The organism is Roseobacter sp., assembly GCF_045106495.1.
Taxonomy (GTDB): domain Bacteria; phylum Pseudomonadota; class Alphaproteobacteria; order Rhodobacterales; family Rhodobacteraceae; genus Roseobacter.
This window is the reverse complement of the sequence record NZ_JBGCEQ010000041.1, coordinates 62,544-88,892: the sequence shown is the minus strand read 5'-3', so window position 1 is coordinate 88,892 and position 26,349 is coordinate 62,544. Positions and strand designations below refer to the sequence as shown.

General features: G+C 54.7%; 26 protein-coding genes. 7 read left to right on the top strand and 19 right to left on the bottom strand.

The window, feature by feature from the left end; translation table 11 throughout:
- Positions 1-92: 92 nt before the first annotated feature.
- The 3 genes from rpsI to AB8B75_RS19485 all read right to left on the bottom strand — a co-directional run bounded on the left by rpsI (position 93) and on the right by AB8B75_RS19485 (position 2,628).
- The gene (gene rpsI / locus AB8B75_RS19495) at positions 93-587 is read right to left on the bottom strand and encodes a 30S ribosomal protein S9 (protein ID WP_405364482.1); all 495 of its coding nucleotides are present in this window, start codon (positions 585-587) and stop codon (positions 93-95) included.
- A gap of 2 nt (positions 588-589) precedes the next feature.
- On the bottom strand, positions 590-1,051 hold the full coding sequence (rplM, locus tag AB8B75_RS19490; protein ID WP_405364481.1) for a 50S ribosomal protein L13: 462 nt from the start codon (positions 1,049-1,051) through the stop codon (positions 590-592).
- A 161-nt stretch (positions 1,052-1,212) separates the two neighbouring features.
- Positions 1,213-2,628: a PLP-dependent aminotransferase family protein gene (locus AB8B75_RS19485; protein ID WP_405364480.1), complete on the bottom strand. Its 1,416-nt coding sequence runs from the start codon at positions 2,626-2,628 to the stop codon at positions 1,213-1,215.
- Positions 2,629-2,721: 93 nt separating this feature from the next.
- On the opposite strand from AB8B75_RS19485, the gene AB8B75_RS19480 reads away from it, so the two are divergent.
- Positions 2,722-2,955 carry a DUF1127 domain-containing protein gene (locus tag AB8B75_RS19480; RefSeq protein ID WP_405364479.1) on the top strand — a complete coding sequence of 78 codons (234 nt, stop codon included), beginning with the start codon at positions 2,722-2,724 and terminating at the stop codon, positions 2,953-2,955.
- Between the two features lie 68 nt (positions 2,956-3,023).
- Here AB8B75_RS19480 and AB8B75_RS19475 read toward each other — a convergent pair whose 3' ends face one another.
- Together AB8B75_RS19475 and AB8B75_RS19470 are read right to left on the bottom strand one after the other, a co-directional pair.
- Positions 3,024-3,956, bottom strand: coding sequence for a Kelch repeat-containing protein (locus AB8B75_RS19475; protein WP_405364478.1), 933 nt, complete (start codon positions 3,954-3,956; stop codon positions 3,024-3,026).
- 82 nt (positions 3,957-4,038) lie between these two features.
- Positions 4,039-4,467 (bottom strand): PaaI family thioesterase, encoded by a 429-nt coding sequence (locus tag AB8B75_RS19470; protein ID WP_405364511.1) that lies wholly within the window; start codon positions 4,465-4,467, stop codon positions 4,039-4,041.
- A gap of 359 nt (positions 4,468-4,826) precedes the next feature.
- Here AB8B75_RS19470 and trmFO point away from each other — a divergent pair, with 359 nt between their 5' ends.
- From trmFO to gluQRS, 3 genes are all read left to right on the top strand, one after another.
- Positions 4,827-6,182 carry a methylenetetrahydrofolate--tRNA-(uracil(54)-C(5))-methyltransferase (FADH(2)-oxidizing) TrmFO gene (gene trmFO, locus AB8B75_RS19465; protein ID WP_405364477.1) on the top strand — a complete coding sequence of 452 codons (1,356 nt, stop codon included), beginning with the start codon at positions 4,827-4,829 and terminating at the stop codon, positions 6,180-6,182.
- A 67-nt stretch (positions 6,183-6,249) separates the two neighbouring features.
- Positions 6,250-6,819 carry a class I SAM-dependent DNA methyltransferase gene (locus AB8B75_RS19460; RefSeq protein WP_405364476.1) on the top strand — a complete coding sequence of 190 codons (570 nt, stop codon included), beginning with the start codon at positions 6,250-6,252 and terminating at the stop codon, positions 6,817-6,819.
- Positions 6,816-7,676: a tRNA glutamyl-Q(34) synthetase GluQRS gene (gene gluQRS / locus AB8B75_RS19455; RefSeq protein ID WP_405364475.1), complete on the top strand. Its 861-nt coding sequence runs from the start codon at positions 6,816-6,818 to the stop codon at positions 7,674-7,676. Before AB8B75_RS19460 ends, gluQRS begins: the two co-directional genes overlap by 4 nt.
- On the opposite strand, the gene hisI is transcribed toward gluQRS, so the two are convergent.
- Complete coding sequence (gene hisI, locus AB8B75_RS19450; protein WP_405364510.1) at positions 7,673-8,041, bottom strand: phosphoribosyl-AMP cyclohydrolase; 369 nt, start codon at positions 8,039-8,041, stop codon at positions 7,673-7,675. The two genes, gluQRS and hisI, sit on opposite strands and share 4 nt — an antisense overlap.
- A 93-nt stretch (positions 8,042-8,134) precedes the next feature.
- Between hisI and AB8B75_RS19445 the strand changes: the two genes are divergently transcribed.
- Both AB8B75_RS19445 and AB8B75_RS19440 read left to right on the top strand, forming a co-directional pair.
- Positions 8,135-8,587 (top strand): iron-sulfur cluster assembly scaffold protein, encoded by a 453-nt coding sequence (locus tag AB8B75_RS19445; RefSeq protein ID WP_405364509.1) that lies wholly within the window; start codon positions 8,135-8,137, stop codon positions 8,585-8,587.
- A 61-nt stretch (positions 8,588-8,648) separates the two neighbouring features.
- The gene (locus AB8B75_RS19440) at positions 8,649-10,043 is read left to right on the top strand and encodes a methyl-accepting chemotaxis protein (RefSeq protein WP_405364474.1); all 1,395 of its coding nucleotides are present in this window, start codon (positions 8,649-8,651) and stop codon (positions 10,041-10,043) included.
- 183 nt (positions 10,044-10,226) lie between these two features.
- Here the strand turns inward: AB8B75_RS19440 and AB8B75_RS19435 are convergent, their stop codons facing one another.
- The 5 genes from AB8B75_RS19435 to AB8B75_RS19415 form a co-directional block, all read right to left on the bottom strand.
- Positions 10,227-10,355 carry a hypothetical protein gene (locus AB8B75_RS19435; RefSeq protein WP_405364473.1) on the bottom strand — a complete coding sequence of 43 codons (129 nt, stop codon included), beginning with the start codon at positions 10,353-10,355 and terminating at the stop codon, positions 10,227-10,229.
- Between the two features lie 97 nt (positions 10,356-10,452).
- Positions 10,453-12,543 carry an ATP-dependent DNA helicase RecG gene (gene recG, locus AB8B75_RS19430; protein WP_405364472.1) on the bottom strand — a complete coding sequence of 697 codons (2,091 nt, stop codon included), beginning with the start codon at positions 12,541-12,543 and terminating at the stop codon, positions 10,453-10,455.
- Positions 12,540-14,633 carry an NAD-dependent DNA ligase LigA gene (gene ligA / locus AB8B75_RS19425; protein WP_405364508.1) on the bottom strand — a complete coding sequence of 698 codons (2,094 nt, stop codon included), beginning with the start codon at positions 14,631-14,633 and terminating at the stop codon, positions 12,540-12,542. The genes recG and ligA overlap by 4 nt, the downstream gene beginning before the upstream one ends.
- 157 nt (positions 14,634-14,790) lie before the next feature.
- On the bottom strand, positions 14,791-15,510 hold the full coding sequence (ctrA, locus tag AB8B75_RS19420; RefSeq protein ID WP_405364471.1) for a response regulator transcription factor CtrA: 720 nt from the start codon (positions 15,508-15,510) through the stop codon (positions 14,791-14,793).
- Positions 15,511-15,607: 97 nt separating this feature from the next.
- Entirely contained in the window at positions 15,608-15,886 is a 279-nt protein-coding gene (locus AB8B75_RS19415; RefSeq protein WP_405364470.1) for a DUF1153 domain-containing protein, read from the bottom strand.
- 125 nt (positions 15,887-16,011) lie between these two features.
- Here AB8B75_RS19415 and mnmA point away from each other — a divergent pair, with 125 nt between their 5' ends.
- Complete coding sequence (gene mnmA / locus AB8B75_RS19410; protein WP_405364469.1) at positions 16,012-17,154, top strand: tRNA 2-thiouridine(34) synthase MnmA; 1,143 nt, start codon at positions 16,012-16,014, stop codon at positions 17,152-17,154.
- Between the two features lie 90 nt (positions 17,155-17,244).
- On the opposite strand, the gene lpxB is transcribed toward mnmA, so the two are convergent.
- The 8 genes from lpxB to dxr form a co-directional block, all read right to left on the bottom strand.
- On the bottom strand, positions 17,245-18,396 hold the full coding sequence (gene lpxB, locus AB8B75_RS19405) for a lipid-A-disaccharide synthase (RefSeq protein WP_405364468.1): 1,152 nt from the start codon (positions 18,394-18,396) through the stop codon (positions 17,245-17,247).
- A complete protein-coding gene (locus AB8B75_RS19400; protein ID WP_405364467.1) occupies positions 18,396-19,187 on the bottom strand; it encodes an LpxI family protein in 792 nt (263 codons plus the stop codon). The genes lpxB and AB8B75_RS19400 overlap by 1 nt, the downstream gene beginning before the upstream one ends.
- Positions 19,187-19,969 (bottom strand): acyl-ACP--UDP-N-acetylglucosamine O-acyltransferase, encoded by a 783-nt coding sequence (gene lpxA, locus AB8B75_RS19395; protein WP_405364466.1) that lies wholly within the window; start codon positions 19,967-19,969, stop codon positions 19,187-19,189. Before lpxA ends, AB8B75_RS19400 begins: the two co-directional genes overlap by 1 nt.
- Before the next feature lie 3 nt (positions 19,970-19,972).
- Positions 19,973-20,431 carry a 3-hydroxyacyl-ACP dehydratase FabZ gene (gene fabZ / locus AB8B75_RS19390; protein WP_405364465.1) on the bottom strand — a complete coding sequence of 153 codons (459 nt, stop codon included), beginning with the start codon at positions 20,429-20,431 and terminating at the stop codon, positions 19,973-19,975.
- A gap of 79 nt (positions 20,432-20,510) precedes the next feature.
- Positions 20,511-21,032 carry an OmpH family outer membrane protein gene (locus tag AB8B75_RS19385; RefSeq protein WP_405364464.1) on the bottom strand — a complete coding sequence of 174 codons (522 nt, stop codon included), beginning with the start codon at positions 21,030-21,032 and terminating at the stop codon, positions 20,511-20,513.
- A gap of 43 nt (positions 21,033-21,075) precedes the next feature.
- Positions 21,076-23,433 carry an outer membrane protein assembly factor BamA gene (gene bamA / locus AB8B75_RS19380; RefSeq protein WP_405364463.1) on the bottom strand — a complete coding sequence of 786 codons (2,358 nt, stop codon included), beginning with the start codon at positions 23,431-23,433 and terminating at the stop codon, positions 21,076-21,078.
- Between the two features lie 387 nt (positions 23,434-23,820).
- Positions 23,821-25,173 (bottom strand): RIP metalloprotease RseP, encoded by a 1,353-nt coding sequence (rseP, locus tag AB8B75_RS19375; protein WP_405364462.1) that lies wholly within the window; start codon positions 25,171-25,173, stop codon positions 23,821-23,823.
- A 3-nt stretch (positions 25,174-25,176) separates the two neighbouring features.
- Positions 25,177-26,349, bottom strand: coding sequence for a 1-deoxy-D-xylulose-5-phosphate reductoisomerase (gene dxr, locus AB8B75_RS19370; RefSeq protein WP_405364461.1), 1,173 nt, complete (start codon positions 26,347-26,349; stop codon positions 25,177-25,179).

Below are 26,349 nucleotides of genomic sequence, written 5' to 3'. Positions count from 1 at the left end.
TTTTCAAAAGCTGTTCATGATAACTCCCGCAATCAGACCAAAAAAAAGCCGCCTTTTGCAAAGCGGCTTTTCCAATCTGACGTGAAGAGCGTTCAGCGCTTGGAGAACTGGAAGCTCTTACGCGCTTTGGCTTTACCGTATTTCTTACGCTCAACCACACGGCTATCACGCGTCAGGAACCCAGCTGCTTTCAACGCCCCCCGCAAGGATGGGTCATAAAGTTGCAATGCTTTGGAAACACCGTGCTTGACCGCACCCGCCTGACCAGACAATCCGCCGCCCTTGACCGTGGCAACCACGTCGAACTGACCTTCAGTACCCGAAACAGAGAATGGTTGTGCCAGGATCATCTGCAACACTGGGCGCGCAAAATATTCGTTTTGCGGCTTGCCGTTGACGGTAACCTTGCCAGATCCTGGTTTGATCCAGACGCGTGCAATCGCGTCTTTACGCTTACCGGTTGCATAGGACCGACCCAGGTCGTCGCGCACCGGCTCGCGGACAACCACGACTTCGGCTTCGGGCGCTGCGACTTCGAGGCCTGCGGCTTGGCCGAGTTCTTCGAGTGTGTTGATTTCTTCAGCCATGCTCATGCACTCCGCGTGTTTTTGGCGTTCATGGATTTTACGTCCAGAACTTCGGGGCTTTGCGCCTCGTGGGGATGTTCATCACCTGCGTAGACACGCAGATTGGTCATGACCTGACGGCTCAAACGGTTGCCTGGCAACATGCGCTTGACCGCAAGGGTCACAACACGCTCAGGATGCGCACCTTCTAGAATTTGTGCTTTTGTGCGCGACTTGATGCCGCCAGGGTGGCCGGTGTGCCAGTAGTGATGCTCGTCGCGTTTCTTGCCGGTCAACTGGATTTTATCCGCATTGATGACAATCACATTGTCGCCCATATCCATGTGCGGTGTGAAGGTAGCTTTGTGTTTGCCGCGCAGACGCTGAGCAATGATCGAAGCAAGACGACCCAGAACAACGCCTTCAGCGTCGATCAGGATCCATTTCTTGTCGATATCTGCGGGTGTTGCAGAAAAGGTTTTCATGGACGGTTCCCCGTTTGAGGTGGCAGGTCAGCGCGGGTTCGCCCCGACCTCAATTCGATTGGGCGGTTATAAAGGAAGAAACATCCACGTCAAGGACTGTAAACGCAATTAAATTCAATAAAATCAATATATTAAAAAATAGGTATTATAATACCCCAAAATCAAACACTGATTTGTTCGGGTGGATTGTCCAACAATTGACATAACCGGTTTATTGCATCCTCGAAGCTCTTGATCGACACACCAGCATTGACAGCCATGCGCACCGCATGGGGCGCGCGGGCGTCACGGCATACGAACTCTTCGGCAGATCTGATTTGCACACCCACTGCCTCAGCCGCTTGACAAAACGCCCCTGCCCGCCAGCCCAGCGGCAGGCGCAGCCATAAGAATGGCACATCAGCCCGCCAGCTCAGATCATAGCCACCCAATATGTTCACCGCACTTTGCACATATTTGTTAAAGCCTTTGCGGGTTTCCTCGGTCAACTCATCAATTTGGGGATGATTCAGCAGCAAAGCGCAGAGATCCGTCACCGGAGTGGCAAGACCAAAAAAGCTGTGCTCCGCAGTGCGGCGCAGGATCGACCAGTTCCCTTCAGGCGCAATGGCAAAACCAAAACGCAACGCGGGTGTGATCGTTTTGGCGATGGAAGACACATACCATCCACGCTCCGGCGCGAGCATGCGATAAGACGGCGCGCGGTTCACGCCCATCCGGTAGCAGTCATCTTCGACGATCTGCATGTCATGCCGCCGCGCGATAGCGGCAATCTCCTCCCGTCGCGCAACCGGGGTAAAACCCCCTGTGGGATTGTGTACTTCAGGAGAAGTGCACAGAACCTGGGCGTCGTGGGATTTTACAATCGCCTCCAAAGCCGCAGGGATAATCCCGTCTGCGTCCATTGGCACAGGCACAACGTCAGCCCTCAACATTTCGGCCACGCGCCGGAAACCCGGATAAGCCAGTTCCTCTATTAAAACGGTGGGTTTGCGCCCCTGGAGAATGGATTGAAGAACCAGCAAGATCCCGTTTTGACCGCCCTGACAGAGGACAATGTCTTTTTCGCCCAGTGGTCCTAGAGGCGTGCCTTCCAGCCACCGCAGCACAGCCTCACGTGCCGGACGCGCGCCGTTTCGACTGGGATAGTGCATGACGCCGGAGGGCGGGTCCGCCGCAACCTGTGCCATCAATTTCCGGACAAGCGCATCCTGCCCTATGCATGGCAGATGCGGGGAAAACAGACTGACATTGTAAGGATTGAGATCTTCCTCTGCCTTATGCGGGATCACATCAATCTCAATGGGCGCGTCTTGTACGCGCGCGGCCCGGGGTTCTGCGACATAGGTTCCGCGTCCAACTTCCGCCAAAAGCACGCCCTCGCCTGTCAGGATCGTATAGGCACGCGCGACAGTTCCCGGCGTGATCTTGAGCTGCCATGCCAATTCCCGGACTGGCGGCAGTTTATCACCGGTCTGTAATGTACCGACCTCGATACCGGTACGTATTGTTGCAACAACGGCTTTGTACTTGGGATTCTGACCTTCAACGAGCTTCGGTTGCCAAATTGTACCCATTACAATATTTCTCTAGCCTCTTTGTACCCGTATTCGTATCAATACAGCATGGCATAAACGCCAAATTGTGTCAATACAATATAGGAGATACCCATGGCACACGCACTGACACCTTCCCCGAAATCACTGGCCTATTTGCAAGAGGCCAAGACGATGCCAACCGTGGCCATCATCGCGGTTGAGTTTGCAGTCTGCGTGTCCAAATGGGCCACACGCCGCGAAACCAGGCGCGCGCTCAAACAGCTGACCGACTGGGAACTACGCGATGTGGGACTGACACCGAGACAGGCTCGTGATGAGGCTGCCAAGGTGTTCTGGCGGGCGTAACCTCCCCGGTACGCACCCAGACCTCTTCCTCTGGCCGGGCTTAGTCCCGGCCCTTTTTTTGCCAATTGTCAGGAAGTTTCCTGGATGTCGATGCACTCGATGCTGGTCAGTTCCGGTTCTCCGCCCCGCGCCCCGCTGCCCGCCGCGATCCAGAGCTTACGATCATAGACGCAGCAATTCGTGCCATGACGGGCACGATTCAAGTTCGGTCCCAGGCGCCATGTCCCTTGTGCGGCATCGAAAATCTGCATTTCGACAAAAGCCTCCATTCGCCCAGCTTCGCCGCCGACGTAGTGTATCTTGCCATCCAGCACGCCCGTCCCACCCGCTGCCGTTTGTATCGGCAAAGGTTCCGAATGCACCGACCATGTGCCACTGGCGAAATCGTAAACATCCACATCCGAAATGGTCGCGAAGAACAGCGCGTTGTAATCGGTGCCATCGTGACGTCCGGTTTCGCGTCCGCCAAAGAAATAAAGGCGATCATCTACAATCGCGCAGGGGGCATGGTCGCGTTTGTTCGGTGCATCCGGCAATACTTGCCATTCTCCTGTTACTGGATGAATGCGATCAAACCAGGCCTGCGTACCCGAATGGTGACCATCGACGATGCCGCCAACCACATAAATCCAACCGTCGCTGTGCAGAACGCAGCCTGCTGCCCCCCGCCTGCGCTCTTTCGGAATGGTCGGCCCCTCTTTCCAAGTGTCGCTCCCCGGCACATAGATATAGACCGTTTCCAGCGGCGTTTCGCGGGGGAATTCCCCGGTCATGGTGCCCAGCAACCAGATTTCATCCTCCACGATCACCGGCTGGAAATGGTGGATTTCCATCGGCGGCGGCGAAGCAGTTGTCCAAGTTTGCGTGACGGGGTCAAAGATATCCACCGGTTGAATGCGCCTGCCGCCAAAGAGGTAGAACTTCCCGTCATATGCGGCAAATCCGTTTTCATGACGGCAATGCGGCGACCCGTTGCAATCCAGCGTAACCCATTTTGACATGCCTCTGCCCCCGTTTATTCCGTTGACATGCAGATGATCAGACAGCGGGCAGTCGCGCAAGCCATGCCTGCCGGGTCGGGGATCACGTGCTTTTTATGGGCGGGATCGCATATGTCAGGGTCGCGCGCGCCACAGGCGCTTCCATGCCTTCAGAATAGATCAGCACATCGCTCACGGACAATTGCCGGCCCAGCTTCAACAGCCGTACTTTTGCGATCAGATCGATGCCTGCCGCAGGCTTGCGCATGAAATCGATGGAGCAATTGGTAGTGACCGCCAAGGCTTCGGGCCCGATCATCGCCATGGTCACCAGATAGGCAGAAACATCAGCGAGCGCGAACATGGATGGGCCAGAAACCGTGCCACCGGGGCGCAAATGTTTGTCCTGCACGTTTAGCCGCACCGTCAGAGTGTTGGGCGCCACATCTTCTATCGTGAAATCGCCCTTTACCTGTTCAAAGGCCTTGTCCAGAAACGCCCCCATATCGGCGGCTGTCATTTTAATGTCCAAGGTCATCCCCCCCTGCTTTGCCATGCAGAGTTGAGCAGAACATGCGTCAAAGGCAAGTCTGCACATAGGTTGAGAACATTTTCCGTAACGTCGCGGGATTGTTTCGAAATTGCGACCGCAGCGTTTCGTTCTTCAGTCTTTCAATTCGGGCGGGAACATGGCATTTGATCGTCAGGGCGATGAACGTCCTTTCGAATTTTAGGGTCGCCGTGGGCGGAAGGTCCCTCCAAACCAGTCTCTCGCTGGTGTGACATACCCACCACGGCGACCCCAAAATCAGATCTACGAAAAATCGACAACGGGCCAAATCACTGGGCAGTTCTATTGCGCGCTTTGCCCAATCGGCTTAGATGACGGACATGACACAAACACTTCACATCGTTGGCGGCGGAATGGCCGGTTCTGAGGCCGCATGGCAGGCCGCTCACATGGGCGTTCAGGTCGTGATCCACGAAATGCGCCCCAAGGTCGGAACATTTGCCCATCAAACAGGTCTTTTGGGCGAAATGGTCTGTTCCAACTCATTTCGCTCGGATGATGATGAACAAAACGCCGTCGGTTTGCTGCACTGGGAAATGCGCCAAGCAAATGGGCTGATCATGGGTGTTGCAGACCAGCATCGACTGCCTGCCGGGGGTGCGCTGGCAGTCGACCGAGACCCTTTCGCGCAATCTGTGACCGATGCGTTGATGGCGCATCCGAACATTCAGATTGCTTATGGCGAAGTTTCGGAGCTGCCGTCGGACGGACATTGGATCATCGCCACAGGCCCACTGACATCATCGTCTCTGGGTCAGGCCATCGCCGCCGAGACGGGCGCAGAGGCCCTGGCCTTTTTCGATGCAATTGCGCCGATTGTTTATTTCGACAGCATCGACATGTCCAAAGCGTGGATGCAATCGCGTTATGACAAGGGTGACACCGAGGAAGAACGCACCGCTTATCTGAATTGTCCGATGGACCGTGATCAATATGAGACCTTCATTGATGCGCTGATGGCCGCAGATAAAACTGAATTCCATGAAGGTGAAACAGCCGGTTACTTCGATGGCTGCCTCCCTATTGAGGTGATGGCGGAGCGCGGGCGCGAAACACTGCGATTTGGCCCCATGAAGCCTGTGGGGCTCACCAATCCGCATGCGCCTGACGACAAACCCTATGCTGTTGTGCAGCTACGTCGCGACAACAAACTTGGCACGCTTTACAACATCGTTGGTTTCCAAACTAAGATGAAATACGGCGCTCAAACTGATGTTTTTAAAACGATTCCCGGGTTAGAGAGTGCGAGCTTTGCGCGTTTGGGCGGCATCCATCGCAACACATTCCTGAATTCTCCGACGCTGCTGGACGAACAGATGCGTCTGCGCTCGCGGCCCAACATCCGTTTCGCGGGCCAGATCACAGGCGTTGAGGGATATGTGGAATCCGCTGCCATGGGCCTTCTGGCGGGCCGTTTGGCAGCAAGCGAAATTCTGGGGCAAACATGGGGTGCACCACCTTCTGATACGGCAACCGGCGCTTTGATCACGCATATTTCCGGCGGTGCTGAAGCAAAAACATTTCAACCGATGAACGTGAATTTCGGACTTTTTCCACCCGTTGTGGGCTTCAAAGGCGGGAGACGCGGGCGTAAAGAGCGATACAAGGCCTACACGGATCGCGCGAAAGCCTCTTGGCAGGCATGGCTCCAGGCTGAAGCACTGGACGCCGCCTGAGTTGACCGGTTAATATGACCACATGGGACAGGGATTTTTACAAAAAGTTTACTCGGCACGTGATGCTGTGCAAACGCGGACTTTGTACAATGAATGGTCAGAGAGTTACGAAGCCGAGCTGCGCGAGAACGGATATGTGACGCCCGGGCGTTGTGCCGAGGCTTTAGCAAAGTTTTCATCAGACCAGTTGCAACCAATTCTAGATTTCGGTTGTGGAACAGGACTTTCCGGACTGGCGTTAAAGTTATCTGGCTTTGCTGAGATCGACGGCGTTGATCTTTCAGAGGACATGATCGTCAAGGCAAAGGCAAAGCGCCTTTATCGCAGTTTGCAGGTAATCGAGGCAAATGCGCCGCTGCCATTCAGCAGTGGCACCTATTCGGCCATCGCAGCGGTTGGGGTGATCGGGGCAGGTGCAGCACCTATTTCTGTTTTAGATGTACTGTTGAATGCCTTGGGTCCGGGCGGGCTCTTGGTGTTTTCGCTGAACGATCACGCCCTGCAAGACCGCACCAACGAAGCACGCATCAACGAGTGGACCGATTGTTGCGCTGCACGTTTGCTGTTTTGTGAGCATGGGCCACACCTGCCTGGTATCGAGTTGAACTCCAGCGTCTACGTGCTTGAAAAAGCGTGACAACCGTAACAAGGTTTGCGCCATCGCCAACAGGGCCAATGCATCTTGGCCACGCCTACGCGGCTTGCGTCGCCTCAGACTTGGCTCGGGACAAAAGAGGCCGGTTCCTGGTGCGGATCGAAGACATTGATCAAACCCGCGCGCGCGCGCATTGGGAAACGCAGATTTTTGATGATTTGTCGTGGTTGGGATTGCACTGGGAAACACCTGTGCGGCGCCAATCAGAGCATTTTCGCGATTACTCCAAAGCATTGGATAGTCTTTGGGAAAAGGGCCTTATCTACCCTTGTTCATGTAATCGGCGCGACATTTTGGAGGCGGCAGCGGCCCCTCAGGAAGGCGCAGAGCGAAAATTTGGTCCCGATGGATTGGTCTATCCAGGCACCTGCCGCAACAAACCAAAATCCAAAAAACGTCCAAGCGACATGGCCTTACGGCTCGATTTGAACCTCGCTCTGCAATCTGGAACTTACTCTTTTATCGAAACGGGCGCAGGCCCAAACACGGAATCTGGAACCATCTCTTTGGATCGCGCCTCAATCTTCAAAAACGTTGGAGATGTGGTGTTAGCACGCCGCGACATGGGGACATCATATCATCTCTCCGTTGTCGTGGACGATGCGGCGCAGGGCGTCACTCGTGTTACGCGCGGTTCAGATCTTTTTGACGCGACGCAAATACACGTTGTTTTGCAAAATCTGATGGGTTTCAAGACACCCCTTTACCACCATCACCGACTGATCCGGGATGAAAACGGCAAACGCCTTGCCAAAAGAGATGATGCACGCGCCTTGGCTAAATATCGGTCCGATGGTCTCAGCGCATCTGACATACGCCGCATGATCGGGCTGGGCTAAGAGCTATGATGAATGGGTTTCATCAATTCAATCTCATTGCCACCTGATACTTCGGTATAAAAGCAAGTGCGCCTATTTGTGTGACACGCAGGCCCGGTCTGTCGCACCTGGATCAACAGGCAATCGCGATCACAATCCACCCGCATATCGACCAATTCCTGAAGGTGACCGCTGCTTTCCCCTTTCACCCAGAACGCTTGACGAGACCGGCTCCAATAGGTCACCTTCCCGGTCTGCAACGTGCGTGTCACGCTTTGCGCATTCATCCAAGCCATCATCAACACTTCTTTGCTGACAGCGTCCTGAGCGATCGCCGGGATCAAGCCGGATGCGTCGTACTTAAGTGTCGCCGGGTCGAACGGAATAAGATCAGAAGACATCGCTAAAACCTTTTTGCATCCTCGTAAAAAGGACTTATGTATACTTTGGTGAGTAACAAGACAGCCATGGGGTGCGGTATGCCTGGTGAAAATGACCTGATCAATCTCTATTCGGGCCGGATTTTGGCACTGGCCGCCGATATTCCGCACCTGGGTCGGCTAGATAGTCCGATGGCGTCGGTCAAGAAACGCTCGCCACTGTGCGGTTCTGCAGTGACCGTGGATCTGACGATCGCAGGTGGGCAAGTGACGGAATTTGCGCAAGACGTAAAAGCCTGTGCATTGGGTCAAGCTGCGGCCGCCGTGACGGGCACCGCCGTTATCGGATGCAACCTAAGTGATCTGGAAACTGCGCGTGACCAACTGCGTGCGATGTTGAAAGATGGCGGGCCAGTACCTGCCGACCCATTTGCCGGGTTCGAATACTTGCAGCCCGCGAAAGACTACAAGAACCGCCATGCCTCGATCCTGTTGAGCATCGAAGCCGCATGCGAAGCTATGACGCAAGCACTGCAATCCGATTGCGCTTAACGGTATTAGCACTTTTTAAGTAAAATCTGATTAGTGTTCTCGCATCTCGAAGCGGGGCCTTATGAGTAATCAACCACAGTTCTCCGAAAACACACACACGGATCGTCTCACGGAGGCTGCGGCAGCCTTGGGATATGAAATCGTAGACATTGCCGGTTTCCTTGACCTGGTGGAAGAACACGCACATGCGCAACGCAAAGGCCTCGATGTATTGGATGCCCGTGCGACCGACATGGTGCGCGCAAATTCAGACATGCGCGAAGCGGTTCAGACGATGGCTGAAAACACGGGCGAAACATCGCAAGATGTGAAATCCTCCGCGCAGCTTGTTCGCTCCACTGGAGATAAAACGCGTAACGTGGCCGAGTGGGTACAATCACTCGCCGAACGCACTGCTTCAATCAGCGATACGCTTTCTGCCGTGAAAAGCAACAATCAGCAGATTGCCAGCATCGCTATGCAAGTCAACACATTGGCAATCAATGCAAAAATCGAGGCAGCACGTGCTGGAGAGGCCGGAAGAGGATTTGCGGTCGTTGCCGAAGCCATCAACAGCCTATCGCAAAAAACCCGCGGCGCGGCAGTTGAGATTTCGGATAATATCGAAACGCTCACTGAATGGATTGCGGTTCTAGGCAAGGAATCTTCCGGTGTGGCCAGCGAAGCAGCGCACGTTCTGGAAAATGCCGGTGGTACAGACGACGCCCTCGGCCGCATTGAAGCTTCCATCGTTTCGGCCAACACGCAGGCGCAACGGATTTCGGAAGAAACCGACAGAATGCAAACTGCGATGCAGGATTTCACGCCCGCATTGCAGAGTATTGGTTCTGCGGTGAAAAGCACCACCGCTGGCATTGAAAAGACGCATAAACGCGTTCTCAACCTGATCGATACATCCGAGACAATTGTTCAATCTACCGCGATGTTGGGCGGTGCATCAGTGGATACCCCTTTCATTCAGAGAGTGCAGTCGATCGCGCACGATCTTTCGCAACAAATGGCCGCCGCCGTAGACAGTGGCGAAATTTCCATGTCCCAGTTGTTTGATCAAAACTACAAGCTTGTTCCCGGCAGTAACCCAGAGCAGTACCTGACGTCATTCACAAATCTGATAGATGGGCTTTTGCCACCTTTGCAAGAACCTGTTCTCGACATAGATGCAAAGGTTGTCTTTTGTGCTGCCGTTGACCGCAATGGGTACTTGCCAACACACAACCGAAAATTTTCACATCCGCCCAGTAAAGACCCGGTCTGGAACATGGCAAATTGCCGTAACCGACGCATTTTTGATGATCGGGTGGGCTTGAAAGCCGGACAAAACACAGAGCCCTTTCTATTGCAAGTCTACCGCAGAGACATGGGCGGCGGTGCATTCAAGATGATGAAAGATCTCTCAGCGCCGATTGTTGTGCGGGGTAAACATTGGGGCGGTTTACGTCTCGCTTACACATTCTAAGCGCAAAAAAAACGCCGCACGTTCGAACGAGAACGGCGGCGTCAGGTTATGCAATCCTCGCGTGGGACCCAAATAAGCGCAGTGAGGAAAACCTCTGTAAGACCAGGAACAGGCAGAATCTGTCTTACGTACTGGATTGGGGAAAGTACGCGCGCTTAAACGGCGCGAGATCGCAGGCAGAAATCAGACAAAAGAGGGAAGGTGCAAGCCAACCACAAGCATCACAATCAAAGCAGCAGCACCTGCCGCATCGTGCAGCAATGTCTCTTGCGAGCGTGTTGCGGCGGCCTTGATTTGTAGCAGTGTGATCATGTGAACCTCCATCGTATGTTGCCTATTTGTTCTCATATTCTTAACCGCTTGTAAAGAACTAAAAGAGAACATTCGACAGTAATTCTCAGTGTTTTGTCTAACCCACTGAAATCAAACGGATGGCTTCATCCTGTCGCATCAACCATAAGAGCAGCCTTGCGGCTTCTCCTCGAGGGCTTCGCAGCTTGGGATCGTCCGCGAGCAAGGCGCGCGCATCGCTTTGTGCGATGGCCATCAACCCGGCCTGTCGCTCGAGATCCGCCAACTTGAATTTGGGGACACCGGACTGCGCTGTGCCAATCAAGTCTCCTGCGCCACGCATCTGCAGATCGGTTTCGGCAATGACAAAACCATCCTCAGTTTCGCGCAGAACTTCCAACCTCTTGCGCCCATTCTCGGACAAAGGCGATTGATAGAGCAGTAAACACGTGGACGCCGCATCACCGCGCCCGACACGTCCGCGCATTTGGTGCAATTGCGCCAAGCCGAATGTCTCTGCCCGTTCAATCACCATGATCGTCGCATTGGGCACATTTACCCCAACTTCGATGACCGTTGTCGCAACAAGTATCTTGCTGTCACCGGCTTGAAACCGGGCCATGGCTGCGTCTTTGCCCGCCAAAGGCATCTGGCCATGTACCAGATCGACTACATTTTCGCCCAATGCCGCGCGCAAAAATTTGAACCGGTCTTCTGCGGCCGTCAAATCCAACACTTCACTTTCCTCGACCAAAGGACACACCCAATAACATTGACTTCCGGACGCGATTACATCGCGCAGTCTTTCAACGACTTCATCCATGCGGCCGGTACTGACCAAGGCGGTTTTGATCGGTTTTCGTCCGGGTGGTTTTTCGTCGAGAACGGAGACATCCATGTCGCCGTATTGGGCCAAAGACAAAGATCTCGGTATCGGCGTGGCTGTCATCACCAACACATCGACAGCGTCCCCCTTGCGTCCCAGTTCAAGCCGCTGACGCACGCCAAAACGGTGCTGCTCATCAATTACGGCCAGTCTCAAGTCGTCAAAAGACACGTCAGCCTGGAACACCGCGTGTGTGCCAACCAAAACGTGAATGTCGCCGCGCTGCAAGGCTTCCAGTTTCGCCTGACGCTCTTTTCCCTTGTCGCGGCCAGTCAGCACTTCCAGAACAACACCTGCATGTTCTGCCAGAGGTCGCAGACTTTCCAAGTGCTGCCGCGCCAGAATTTCTGTGGGTGCCATCATTACCCCCTGCCCGCCCGCTTCTACCGCGCGCAGCAATGCCATGAAGGCCACCAGCGTTTTGCCCGAACCCACATCGCCTTGGAGCAATCGGTTCATGCGCGAAGGATCGGCCATATCGCGATTGAGGTCTTCTATTGCGCGGCTCTGGGCCCCCGTCGCCTGGTAAGGCAGTGATGCCAAGACCTTTGCTTGCAGCTTGCCATAGCCAATGCTGCTGCGCCCGGCTCGACGTCTTTCAATGGATCGCGCAAGGGCCAGCGTCAGTTGATGTGCCAACAACTCATCATAAGCCAACCGTTCCCGCGCCGGATCCGTAGCCAGCGTATCGTCTTGATCGTGCGGATTATGTGCTCTGTGCACAGCTTGGTCAAAATCTGGCCACCCTGCGCGTGTTTTTTGGGCCGGATCAATCCACTCCGGAAACTCGGGAACCAAAGCCGCCGCCGCACGAGTGGCTTTGAACATCACTTTTTGAGTGATCCCGGCCGTGAGAGGATACACAGGTTCAAATTCCGGAATGTCGTCTGCCGCATCTTCGGGCACGATATGATCGGGATGCACCATTTGCGCCATGCCATCAAAGGATTCGACTTTGCCTGAAACAATGCGCCTGCTGCCTTCTGGCAGAGCCTTGCGCCAGTAATCTCCACGCGCATGGAAAAAAACCAGTTGGAAATGTGTCTCTTCATCTTCGACATTAATGCGATACGCGCCACCCTTGGTGCGGGCTGCGATATGATTGCCGACAGTGACTGTCACCGTCAGAACAGCTGGCAAAACGGATCCATTGATTGAGCTTTTCAATCGGCGATCGATGCTCGTATGAGGCAAGGTAAAAATCAGATCGCGCGGCGCTTCGACACCCAACGCACGCAAATTCACTGCCGATTTGGGCCCAATTCCTGACAGGGTTTGCACCTCGGCAAACAATCGGAAAAGCCGCTCGGGGCGACCGCTCATGTGTCCGCTATCAGGGCGAGCCAGCCGTCTTCGTCCAAGGTTTCAATACCAAGTTCAGCCGCTTTTTTCGCCTTGGATCCGGCGCCCGGACCAGCCACCAGAATATCGGTTTTAGCGGAAACGGAACCAGAGACCTTTGCGCCCAGCCCTTCAGCTCGCACTTTTGCTTCCGCGCGGGTCATTTTTTCCAAGGTTCCAGTGAAGACAATTGTTTTACCGACAACGGGGCTGTCAGCTACTTCGGGACGCTCGACCGGTTGAACGGTGAGTTCATCGATCAGGCGATTAATCGATGCGCGTTCAGCCTGCTGGGCAAGGGTTTGCGTCAAGGATTCAGCCATGACCGCACCAACTCCATCAATCGCAATCAAGTCATCCCAAGCGGCACCGGACATGCTCTGCGCTTCACGCATCGCTGTATCAAATTTGGCCCAACTGCCGTAGTGCATGGCAATCAGATTAGATGCGGCCTCTCCGACGTGTCTGATCCCTAAAGAAAAAATGAGACGGGAGAGCAATATTGAACGTTTTTCATCGATCGCATCAAACAGGTTCTGTGCAGATTTTTCGCCCCAACCTTCTCGGTTTTTGAGCTGTTGCATTCCCTCGCCAAACCGCGCGCGCAGTGTGAAAATGTCAGCGGGTTCCTTGATCCAGTTATCCGCATAGAATTGTTCGACCTGTTTGGCGCCCAGCCCTTCTATGTCAAATGCCGCGCGCGATACGAAGTGTTTCAGCTTTTCCACTGCTTGCGCAGGGCAGATCAGGCCACCAGTGCAGCGCCTGACCGCATCCCCTTCTTCACGCAAAGCTGCGCTGGCGCATTCTGGGCATGTGGTAGGAAACTCATAGGGCTTTGCTTCGGAAGGACGCTTACTTAAATCGACATCCGCGACCTTGGGGATCACATCACCAGCCCGGTAGACTTGCACCCAGTCGCCCTCACGAATGTCTTTCCCTTCCCGCAGAATTCCGCCTTTGTTATCCCGGCCAGCGATATAGTCTTCGTTGTGAAGGGTCGCATTGGATACGACAACGCCGCCCACAGTCACGGGGGATAACCGCGCCACAGGTGATAATGCTCCGGTGCGGCCAACCTGAATATCGATACTCTCAAGACGCGTCCACGCAAGCTCAGCGGGGAATTTATGCGCCGTCGCCCATCTTGGCGTGGTGGATCGGAAGCCAAGCCTTTGCTGTAGTTTCAGATCATTTACTTTGTAGACAACACCATCGATGTCGTAGCCCAACGTCGCGCGTTTTTCTTCGATGTCGGCGTAGTGCTCCAAAAGCGCGTCTGGCCCGGTACAAAGTCTCGTCAAGGGATTGATCGAAAAACCGAATTCGCCCAACTGCGCAATCGCATCCATTTGCGAAAGACCCAACGTATCAGACAATTCCCCCCAGGCGTAGGCAAAGAAATGTAATGGCCTAGCGCGCGTGATCTGCGCGTCCAACTGGCGCAAAGACCCGGCCGCCGCATTTCTTGGGTTGGCGAAAACCTTGCCTCCGATTTCTTTCTGCCGGCTGTTCAGCGCAGTGAAATCCGGATGCGACATATACACTTCGCCGCGCACTTCGAGCACATCTGGAGCATCCGGTATAGTATCTGGAATATCAGCAATGGAACGGGCATTTGCAGTTACGTTTTCGCCAACAGAACCATCACCCCGCGTAGCCGCTTGCACCAGCTGTCCCGCCTCGTATCGCAGCGACAGCGACAAGCCATCGATTTTCGGTTCCGCCGTGTAGGTGAGAGATTCATCTGGCGACATTCCCAGATACTTCCGAATACGCGCGTCAAAATCAGTAACATCCGAGGCATGAAACGCGTTCGACAATGACAGCATCGCGACGGAATGGATGACCTTTGAGAACCCCTCCGCTGGCGCAGCTCCCACTTGATCAGAAGGGCTATCGCGATGTTTTAGATGTGGAAACTGTTTTTCAATTGCCAGATTGCGCAATTTTAGTGAATCAAATTCTGCGTCTGATATCGTGGGCGCATCTTGCGTGTGGTACGCTTTGTTTGCCCGATGCAGAATGTCTGAAAGACGCTTCAGTTCAGCCTTTGCAGAGGCTTCGTCCATTTCATCGATATTGGTCAAAGACGCCAAAACCCGACCCTTGATTGCTCACTATCCTTGTAGATATGCGCAGGTAAGGGTCAGGTCCAGTCTAATAAAATGCCGACGCTTTTTTGGTAACGCGTGCTCCGGTTCAATGATCCGGAACAATTTTTTTCGGTTAAGCGCCTACCGCAAGCCGTTGCGGATCGTCTACTTGGCTCGGCTCCGGGTCTCGCAGAACATAACCACGGCCCCAAACTGTTTCGATGTAGTTCTCACCACCTGTTGCAACGCTTAGTTTTTTGCGCAGCTTGCAGATAAACACATCGATGATTTTCAGTTCTGGCTCATCCATCCCGCCATAAAGATGGTTGAGGAACATTTCCTTCGTCAACGTCGTTCCCTTTCGCAGGGAAAGAAGCTCCAGCATCTGGTATTCTTTGCCGGTTAGATGAATTGCTTTGTTGTCTGAACTGACGGTTTTCGCATCCAGGTTTACCGAAATCCGACCTGTGTCGATCACAGATTGCGAATGCCCTTTGGAGCGGCGAATGATTGCATGGATGCGGGCAACTAGTTCTTCCCGGTGGAAGGGCTTTGTCAGGTAGTCGTCTGCGCCAAACCCGAAACCTTTGATCTTGTTCTCCGTGTCATCCGCACCGGACAAGATCAAAATAGGGGTTTCAATGCGCGACAACCTCAATTGGCGCAACACTTCGTGGCCATTCATGTCCGGCAGATCAAGGTCCAGCAGGATCAGGTCATAGTCGTACAGTTTTGCAAGATCTATCCCTTCTTCCCCCAGGTCTGTCGCATAGACATTCAAGTTCGCATGAGTGAGCATTAGCTCAATGCTTTTCGAGGTCGTGGGATCGTCTTCCACAAGCAGTACGCGCATATTAATCTCCGCATCGGATGAACGTTTGTCTTCTCGTTAACCTGAACAAAAAAGGTTAACCACACGTTACCGTTTGTACGAATATTACGTTAACAACTTATGGTTGTCTATATTTTTGTAGGGTCGTGGCTTTCAACGCGTCTTCTCCATGTTCAGATACGGCTTTCACCCACTCCTGAAACTCGTCACTGCTGATCTGATATCGTTTCAACGCGTCACTTTGAGTCATCAAACCATAGGCAACTCCGCGCACAACAGCAGCCTTGCGCGAGGCTACCCAGCGCCGTGTATTCGCAGGAGGCAAATCAGCAAGCGTCATGACGCTGCCATCAGCAAGGGTCACTGACCGCGGACCATCAACTTTCTTTAGATACATCACTCATACCCGTAGTTACTCATTTGCAGGAACCTTGACGTTATCGCCTTAAAGACCGATGAAGCCGCCTATTGAGAGTAATTAGGATTTTCCTATATTTCCTCGCAATATCCGGAGAAAACGTTATGGCGCTCGACAACAAGCCCTCGCTGAACTCACTTGGCTTTGCCAAAGCACCCGCCGATACGCGGGTTGTCGTTGCTATGTCCGGCGGCGTAGATAGCTCTGTTGTCGCTGCTATGTTGGCTGAAGAGGGCTATGACGTGGTTGGCGTAACCCTCCAACTTTACGATCACGGCGCCGCTCTGGCCAAAAAAGGCGCATGCTGCGCAGGTCTAGATATTCACGACGCACGACGAGTCGCAGAGCAAATGGGATTCCCGCATTACGTGTTAGATTATGAGAACATTTTTAAAGATGCGGTGATTGACGAGTTCGCAGACAGCTATTTGGGCGGTGCCACGCCAGTTCCCTGCATTCGCTGCAACGAGCGGGTGAAGTTCAAAGACCTACTGGAAACGGCCAAAGACCTTGACGCAGACTGCATGGCAACCGGGCACTATATTCAACGCTTTCCCGGCCCTCAAAGTGCTCAATTGCATGCAGCAGCCGATGCCTCGCGCGACCAAAGCTATTTTCTGTTCTCAACCACCGCTGAACAACTCGATTTCTTGCGCTTCCCACTAGGACATCTGGCGTCCAAAGCTGACACGCGGGCGCTCGCCACAAAATACAATCTTAGTGTCGCTGACAAACCCGACAGTCAGGACATATGTTTCGTGCCCAACGGCGACTATGCTTCGGTAATCCGAAAGCTGCGCCCGGAAGCCGCGGACCCCGGTAATATTGTGCATGTAGACGGGCGCGTTCTCGGGCGCCACGAGGGCGTTATCAACTATACTATTGGTCAGCGTCGCGGGTTGGGCATCGGTGGGCTCACCGACCCGCTTTACGTGATCAGGCTTGACGCCGAAACAAAATCCGTGGTGGTCGGCCCGAAAGACCTGCTCGCAACAAGAACCGTCCCTGTGCGCGAGATCAATTGGCTGGGCGATGAGCCCTTCGCATCCAAAGATGCCTGGCAACTGGCTGTCAAAGTTCGATCGACACGCCCTCCAACAGAAGCGATCATTCGCCCGATCAATGCCAGCCAGGCCACTGTGGAACTTGTCACACCTGAGGAAGGCGTATCGCCAGGTCAGGCCTGTGTCTTCTACGATCCTGAAAGCACCCGCATCTATGGCGGCGGTTGGATCCACAAAGGTTGAACGATGCGGCATCCGGGTCACATGCGCGACAGTGGCAACTTGCACGACCTAAAGGCGTCAAGCGAAGCCTGCCGTTTTCACCCGCTTGCGTTATAGACGCATAAGAACAGCGCGGGCGGCACGCAACCCGGGATCCTCGCCCCCATCGCCGAGCAGTTGCATCGTGGCGTCCATTGCCTGCAACTGTGCCTCGGGGTCATCCATGATTTGCAACATGGCGTGACCAATCTGGTCCGGTTGACACTTGGGACCCAAAAATTCTGGCACAAACCGCGTCTCTGACACCAAATTGACGAGCGTTACAGTGTCGATCAAGGCCATCGCCCGGATCAACCGAAACGTCAGCCAGTTCATCTTGTAAGCAATCACCATCGGTGTGCGGGCGGCCGCCAGTTCCAATGATACCGTTCCTGATGCGGCCAATGCGATGTCCGCCGCGCGAAAGGCCGCGCGCTTGAGGTTACCGGTCTTGGCAAGCGGCACGCCGCGCGGGTCCAGAACAACGGGTTTCACAGGCCAGGCACGAACTTGATCGCGCACCAGATCAACAACCGGTGCAGCGGCGGGAACAACGACTTTCAGATCGGGGTGCCGTGACAACACAGGCTCAATTGACTTGCCAAAAACACCAGCCAGACGGGATACCTCGCCACGTCGCGAACCCGGCAGGGCTAGCAACATCGGCGATGCACCGATTCCATGATCGGTCCGAAAGGCCAAAGCGTCTACGTCGCTGGCCTTCGGTTCGGCCACCACCGGGTGGCCGACAAAATCACAGACCATATTGCCGACTGACATGAGAGGTGGCTCAAATGGAAAGAGCGCGAGCACCTGATCAATCACCTCTGCCATCTTTTTTGCACGCCCAGCGCGCCAGGCCCATACGGTCGGGGCGACATAGTGCACGGTTCTGATGTTGGAGACCGATTTGACCCGGCGCGCAACCCGCAAGGAAAAATCCGGACTGTCGATGGTAATCAGCACGTCCGGCGCCCATTGGACCGCCGCCGCGGCTGTTTCATTGATCCGCGTCATGAGCGCACGGTATTTGGGCAGGATTTCTGCAATCCCCATGACGCTTAGTTCTTCCATGGGAAAGCGGCTTTGCAAGCCTTGCGCTTGCATGTCCGGTCCGCCGATGCCATCGAACGTGATGTCCGAATGAAGTTGGTTCAACCCCTTCATCAAAGCGCCGCCCAATTTGTCGCCTGAAGGCTCACCTGCAATGACAAAGATACGCATCAGGGCGTATCACGCGCCCAAAGTACCAAACCTGCCGCATCCGCAGCGGCCAGCGTGGCCTCGGGTTCCAAAAGAATGACGCTGCCTGCTTCAACACAGATCCCGGCCAGACCCGCGCGGACGGCTGCCGCAATGGTTCCCGATCCAATGGTCGGCATGTCAACGCGGCGGTCTTGCGCCTCTTTGGGCTTCTTGACCAACAAGGCGCGCGCCTTGGCGACACCCTCCGGCAGAGTGTTCAACATATGATCGGTACCGCCCAGCGTTTCGATGCCCCAGATCTGACCAGCCCCAACGACACAGCCCTGCCCCACATCCAAAGGAGCCAAGGCCGCCAGGACCGCATTTGCGCGTGCTGCATCGGCGATCATCTGATCATCCGGTGACACAGCGCTGAGAACCCCCTCGGGAATCAGCAAATCCGCGACGAGATCGTGCGCGGCACGGATCTCGAAACCCTGATCTTCGAAAACGGCAATCGCGGCGCGCAGGGCACCATCATCCCCGGCGCTCAAAGCCTTCATGATAATGGGGACGAACGGCAAGGTTGCGGCATCCAGGGCCGTTGGATCGACAGGCGGGCGTTCAATCGCACCGCAAAGGCATACCTCCAATACACCCCGGCTTTTCAGATCCGCCAAAAGGGTTCCCAGATGCTCAAGCCGAAAGGTGATATCGGCGGTCAGTCCGTCGGGTTCAAACCCTTTCAACACACAAATCAAAGGCATTTGCGCCTGAGCCTGTGCAATGCGGGTGGGTAACCCTCCGCGTCCTGCGATCAGGGCCAGCATCAGCGCGGTGTCAGAAAGTGGCGGTCACTGTCAGCCAAAATGAAGCTGACAATCTCACGCACATAGTCGCTTGTCGTCTCATCTGCCAAACGGCGCGCTCGATCGTGGAATGTCCCCTCGCCCTGCGCCAGCATTTGAAATGCCGCACGCAAAGCCGTAATATCGGAGCGCGCCACGCCACGCCTTTTTAACCCGACCAAGTTCAACCCATCCAACTCGCCACGTGGCGCTTGTACTAGGCCGTATGGGATCACATCATTTGTCACCATGGTCACCGCGCCGATGATGGCGCCGCGTCCGATGCGCACGAATTGATGCACACCCGAAAGACCACCCACAATAACATCATCCTCAAGCACACAATGCCCGGCAATCGCCACCGAGTTCACGATGATACAACGGTGCCCAATCACCGCATCATGGGCAATGTGGCAGCCCGCCATAAACAACCCATCATCGCCAATGCGTGTGACCCCGCCACCGCCTTCGGTGCCGCTGTTCATGGTGACATGTTCGCGGATCCGGTTGCGCTTGCCGATCACAAGCCGCGTGGCTTCGCCCTTGAACTTGAGGTCTTGCGGAATCTCTCCGATCACGGCGAAAGGAAAGATGACTGTATCTTCTCCAATTTCCGTGCGTCCGGTGACCACAACATGGCTCTTGAGTTGAACGCCGGCAGCAAGCGAAACTTCTGCCCCAACAACGCAAAACGGGCCGACCTGCGCTGCAGGATCAACCTGCGCGCCCGCTTCGATTACGGCACTGGGGTGAATGTTGCTCATGGCCTAGTTCAGATCCATCATCGCGGTGAACTCACACTCGGCGGCCATATCACCTTCGACCGACGCCACGCCGCCAAAGCGCCATACCTTACCACCAGGCTTGCCACGCAATGTTTGTAACTTCATTTCCAGCACATCGCCTGGAATAACCTTACGGCGGAACTTGGCCTTTTCAATCGCCATGAAATAGACTTTCATTTCCTTATCCGCCATCTCAAGCGTCACACCAACCATCACGGCAGCCGTTTGCGCCATAGCCTCGACAATTGTCACTCCTGGCATAATAGGCATACCCGGAAAATGACCCTGAAAATGCGGCTCGTTCATGGTGACGTTTTTGATGCCCATAGCGGACGCGGTGCCATCGATATCAACCACCTTGTCCACCAAGAGAAATGGATAGCGATGTGGGAGGATGCGCTGGATCAATTGGATGTCAGCATGGGTTTGAGGGCTGGTCATAGCGGCTCCTTTTGTCCTCAAGGGCTTGGCCCTCTGCCTAACAACTCATCTTGCACGGAGCAAGCACTCCACGCCATGACTATTGCTCAGGTGCGTCGCTCCCATCCCCAAGAACGGTGTCTAGCCGGTCGATGGCGGTGCGGGTCACATCAATGGCATTGGAGCTCAGAAAAATGGACCGCCGCTCCAAAATAACGGCCGCGCCTGCCTCGCGCATCAATTGTTCCAGAATGGGAGCAGCCGCGTTAAGAAAAACCACCCGCCGCCCTTCCAGCGCAACGTTCAAGTCCCGGGTCTTGGCATCTTGCGTCCGGCGTGTGACCTGCACCTTTTCATCGAAAGCATCCGCCAGTTCGCGAAATTCAGGCGCAGGCATGGTTGCACGCTTTTCGGTCAGGTCTTTCTCTTCCAAAGACAATTCCTCTTCAATGCGACGGTTCTCGGCGGCAAGCTCTGCGCCGCGCTCCTCGAATTCGCTTACAACCCGTTGCCCGAATGCGCTCTCGGAAAAAAGACGCTCTGAGTCGATGGTCAAAATCGGAGACTGGATTGGACCAATGCGTTGTGCCTGTGCATCGCTGCCTGCAATGCACAACCACATCGAAATCGCCAAAAATAAGAGGCCAACTGCGCGCCCCATCGGATCAGAAAGTCGTGCTGAGCGTCAACTCGAAAGACTGATCGCGGTCAAACTCTTCCTTGCGCAACGCATCGGTGAAGTTAAACCGCAATGGCCCGACCGGCGTATTCCACAGAATGGCAAACCCGATGACGTGCCGGAAAGACCCGCCCTCGCCAACAATATTGCCGCCTGTCACATCGACGTCGCTCAGATCCCACAGGTTGCCCACATCATAAAAGAGGCCGCCAGTGATGCCATATTCCTCGGGCAATCCCAATGGGAATTCGGCTTCAAGCCGGGCGACGACATAGAGGTTTCCACCCAATGGATCCTCTGTGCTGACGGACAGGTCGCGTGGACCGATACCTCCGGGTTCAAACCCGCGCATGATATTGGTATTCAACAAAAATCGGTCGACCGCCCGATTGGTTCCGCTGGACCATGACAAAGCGCCCCCTTCCAAAGTGGCTCGCAAAGTTACTTCCTCGCTGAGCACCTTGGTCTGCCCCACGACACGACCCACAGTCTTGATGTATTGGCTGTCACCGCCAAGACCCGCAAAGTCCTGCGCAAACTCGAGTAGGTATCCAGAGTTCGGGTCCAAGCCGCTTAGGCGCGTGTCATATGTAAGCTCGTACCCGACCGCGCTGCTAAGCTGTTCTCCCACGGCGATTTCGTTTCCGATGACCACGCCGTTGACGGCTGGGTTCCGTTGCTGCATCTCGGAATCTTCCAAGGTGTATCGCAATTGCAGCCTTGTGTTTTCGGCCACCGGGAATGTGAGCGAGGGTTGGAACAAAAACCGCTCGGTATCGTATGTGGTAAAAGAGCTGTCTGTTTCAGCGATATCCAGTCGCAGACCAAACGCCAGGTCCCGACCCAGGAAGGCCGGTTCGACAAAGTTGATACCATAACGCCGCGAATCTTCGGTTGTTTCGATATTTAAGGCCAGCCGCTGACCCCTTCCCAAGAAGTTTTCTTCAGCGAAACGAATGGCAAAACCGATACCATCGTTGTTTGAAAAGGAGGCACCAAAACTGAACGAGCCTGTGGGCGCTTCGATCACGTCGACATCAACCACAACCTGATCCGGAGACGTCCCCTCGCGGGCATTGACATCGGCTGTTTCAAAATAGCCCAAAGCGCGGATGCGTTCCGCCGCTTCACGGATTTCTCGCGGATTGAATGGGTCACCCTCCACGCTTTTGAACTGACGTCGGATCACCTGATCCTGCGTTGTGGTATTGCCCTCAATGTCTATGCGTTCAACAAAAACGCGTGGGCCTCGAGACAACACATACTCAATATTCAGACGCAGATTTCGATCATCGCGCGTGACGCGCGGCTCGACACGCAGGAAATCCACGCCGTCTCGCAGAGCCTGGCGCTCCATGCGTGCAATATCCGCCTCCAACAATGTCGGGGAATAAACGACGCCCGGTTTGATTTTGGCAACGTCGCGATAGACATCCGACTCAGCTCCAGGGATTGTGCTGGTTACAGTAATTTCACCAAAGCGGAATTGCTGACCTTCCTGAATGTTGAACACAAGGAAATAAGCGTCGCGTTCTTCGGTCAATTCGGCATTCACGGAATTCGTGCGAAAATCGATGTATCCACGCGATAGGTAAAAGTCGCGCAGCAACTGCTTGTCGAATTCTATGCGGTCAGCGACCAACAAATCGGCCCGTACAAAAGCGCGAAACAGACCCGCTTGTTTCGTATCCAAAACCCTGCGCAAACGTCGGTCGGAATAGGCCCTGTTGCCAACAAAACTAAGACGTTCAATCTCGATGTTGTCGCCTTCAAAGATTTCAAACACCAAATCCACGCGATTGTCGGAGCGCCGGATTATTGTTGGGGTGACTTTGGCTGCCAGACGCCCTTCATTGGCATAGGCATCGGCGATCAGACCCGCGTCACGCTCGGCCTGAGACGGGTTGAAAACACGTCGTTCGTTGGAGTTGATCGCGGCGGCAAGTGCATCGTCTTCGATGCGGGCATTGCCTTCAAAGCTAATGCGGTTGATTGTTGGGAACTCGACAACTGTGATGCGCAACGCACTGCCTTGAGGCTCGAAGTCTACCTTTTCGAACAATCCAGAATCGTTGAGTTGTTGCAGCGCCGTGTTCAACTGCGCGGCACTTACGGTCTGGCCGGGCGCAAGACCCGCCCGTGTCAGAATAGCCGCATCGCCGACGCGCACATTGCCGTCAATAGAGATGGAATTGAGCGTAAACTGCTGCGCTTGAACAGGTTCCGCAGGCACAAACCAGGCCGCTGACAGCAGTAGGAAAAAACTGCACAATTGCAGCCATGATTTCAGTGGTTTACGATGTGCAAGCTTACTTGGATCTGCGCCCAATGTCCCTCGTCTCATAATCTGCCTCGATCCTCAGATTTTTTATTAATATCTGAGTATCCATATTGGCAAGATTTGTCAAAACCATGTGGCCAAAAAACAAGCAACAACTATATGAGCGCTTTTCAGCCCGTCATCGCTTTTCGTTCAACATTTAAGCCAGAGACATAAATGCTGGAAAATTCAACCAAAAATAGTTCCTACCCAAGCGCCTGCTCCCAAAGCCAGCGCGATGGTTGCGACATAAAGAGCACGATCCCAATTGAGATCCATCAAAAGTCCTAGTCCACTATATCCGTTATGCATTGCTTGCATTGGTTTTCTCCGACAACGAATTCTCAAAATAAAAGAAAATTGCGGCGCCAATATGACCAAATACGGTCTGGACCAAACTTTTTAGCGTGTTCATGGGCAGAAGATGTCATTGCCCAAGGCGAAAACCATCAACGTCAAAACAGCGGCCAGACCAAACGTCATCAAAACGCGCAGCGCCTTGTCGCTTGGGGGTTTGCCAGCAACGGCTTCGTAGGCATAAAACACAAGATGCCCACCATCCAGAGCCGGGACCGGAAAAAGGTTCAGGAGACCCACAGCGGTGCTCAGCACGGCAATGAACCAGATGAAAGATTGAGCGCCCTGACTGGCCATGGCTCCTGACGTCTGCGCGATACCAATGGGTCCGCTGAGATTGCATGTGCTGATCGCACCGGTAATCATATGACCCAAACCGGATAGAGACCCTTCGATGATCCGCCCCGTTTGCCGCACACCGGTCATCAGTGCCTCGCCGATACCGGGTGTTTGTGTTGCAGCCTCGAAGGCCAATCCCCCCGCGATGCCGATACGCCACTGCGTTGCAAAACCACCTTCGGGTTGCGGTTCATCCACGCGTTTCGGGGTCAGCGTCATCGCCAACTCTTCGCCGTTTCGCCAAACGCCTAGAGCCAACGGCGCACCATTGCCGCCTTCAACGGCTGCTTTGAGCTGATCAAATGCAAAAATCTGCGTGTCATCAATCGAGATGATCACATCGCCCACGGCGAGGCCTGCGCCCATCGCCGCGCTTTGTGGGCTGACGCCTGTGACCAGCGGCGGCAACAAAAATGCCCCGGACACGTCACGCTCCGTGTCTCCCCGCTTGACCGTGTAGTCAAGCGTTGGCACCATCGGGATGGCGTCGATGAAATCAGCATAGGCGACGGCATCTTGAGTGCTGGGTAGGTCGGCGCCATTGATGCGAATAATCTCGTCTCCGCTTTCCAGACCACGGTCCGCGACGGGCAAGGGACGCAATTCGCCCACCGTCAATTGGTCGCGTGATACACCGCTCGTGAGAACGACAGTGGCAAAAACGAGGATCGACAAAGCAAAGTTGAAGAGTGGGCCTGCGGCAACCGTCGCGGTCCGTGCCCACAGGGGTGCGCCGTGCATGGTCGCCCGCAATCTCTCCGGGTCCGCTTCCGCCTGTGCCATCGCCTCTTCGTCCTTGCCGGAGGCGGCATTGGAATCCCCTGCAAATTTTACATATCCGCCAAAAGGGAGTGCTGCGACTTGCCACTTGGTCCCACGCCGGTCCACCCGAGACCACAAAACCGGACCGAAGCCCAAGGAGAACACATCCGCGTGAATGCCGGACCAACGGCCCACGATATAGTGACCATATTCGTGAATCGCGACAATGACGGACAGAGCCAGCACAAAGGCGGCCAATGTCCAGATCAACCCGCCAAACTGAGGGATAAACGCAAAAATATCCAAATTCTAACCTGCTCTTTTCTGTATGACCCGACGGCTCTCTTGTCGTGCCAAATGGTCCACTTGGGCCACGTTATCAAGGGTCATAGTGGCATCAATGTGATTGGGGGTGTCCGACATGATGCCCAGAACTTCTTCCACAATCATTGCCATTTCGTTGAAACCGATCTCTCCGGCGATGAAACCATCCAACGCCGTCTCCTTGGATGCATTGAAAACCGCGCCCGCCAAGCCGCCGGATTCCATCACCTCGCGTGCAAGCCGCAGCGCAGGCCAGCGCGTGTCACATGGCGCGCGGAAACTCAGCGTTGCAACCTGCGCCAGATCCAATCGTTCGACCGGCAAAGCCCGCCGACTAGGCCAATGCAACGCGTACCCGATGGCATGGCGCATGTCAGGCGGTCCCACATGGGCCATCAAGGCACCATCGGAGAATCCGACAAGGGCATGGATTATGGATTCGGGATGCACCAGCACTTCGATTTGGTCGGGTCGAACGCCAAAATATTCTCGCGTTTCAATAAGCTCCATGGCTTTGTTAAACATAGATGCAGAATCGATTGTAATCCTTTGACCCATATCCCAGTTGGGGTGGCTGGATGCCTGATCCAGCGTCGCTTGCGCCAAGTTCTCGACGGGCCAGTCGCGGAACGCACCGCCGCTTGCGGTTATGATTACCCGCTCGACCGCCGCCATATCTTCGCCCACCAACGCCTGAAACACCGCTGAATGTTCACTGTCGACCGGTAAAAGGCGTGCATTATGGGTTTTGGCCGTTTCCAACATCAAAGCACCGGCGCAGACCAGCGATTCCTTGTTGGCCAGCGCCAATGTGGTGCCTTGCTTTAGAGCCTGCAACCCAGGGGCCAAGCCCGCGGCCCCGACAATCGCGGACATGATCCAATCCGCCGGTCGTGCGGCGGCTTCGATTATCGCTTGTCCGCCTGCCTGCGCTTCGACCCCGGACCCGGCAAGTGATGTACGCAAGTCTGGCAACAAATGTTCATGCGCCGTAACCGCAACTTCGGCCTTGAGCCGGATCGCATCCGCAGCCAATAGCTTGATGTTTGAGGCACCTGTCAGCGCGACGACGTGGTAATCCTCCGGTGCACGCGCGATCAGGTCAATGGTGTTTTGGCCAATCGAACCCGTCGCGCCAAAGATGCTCACCCGACGCAT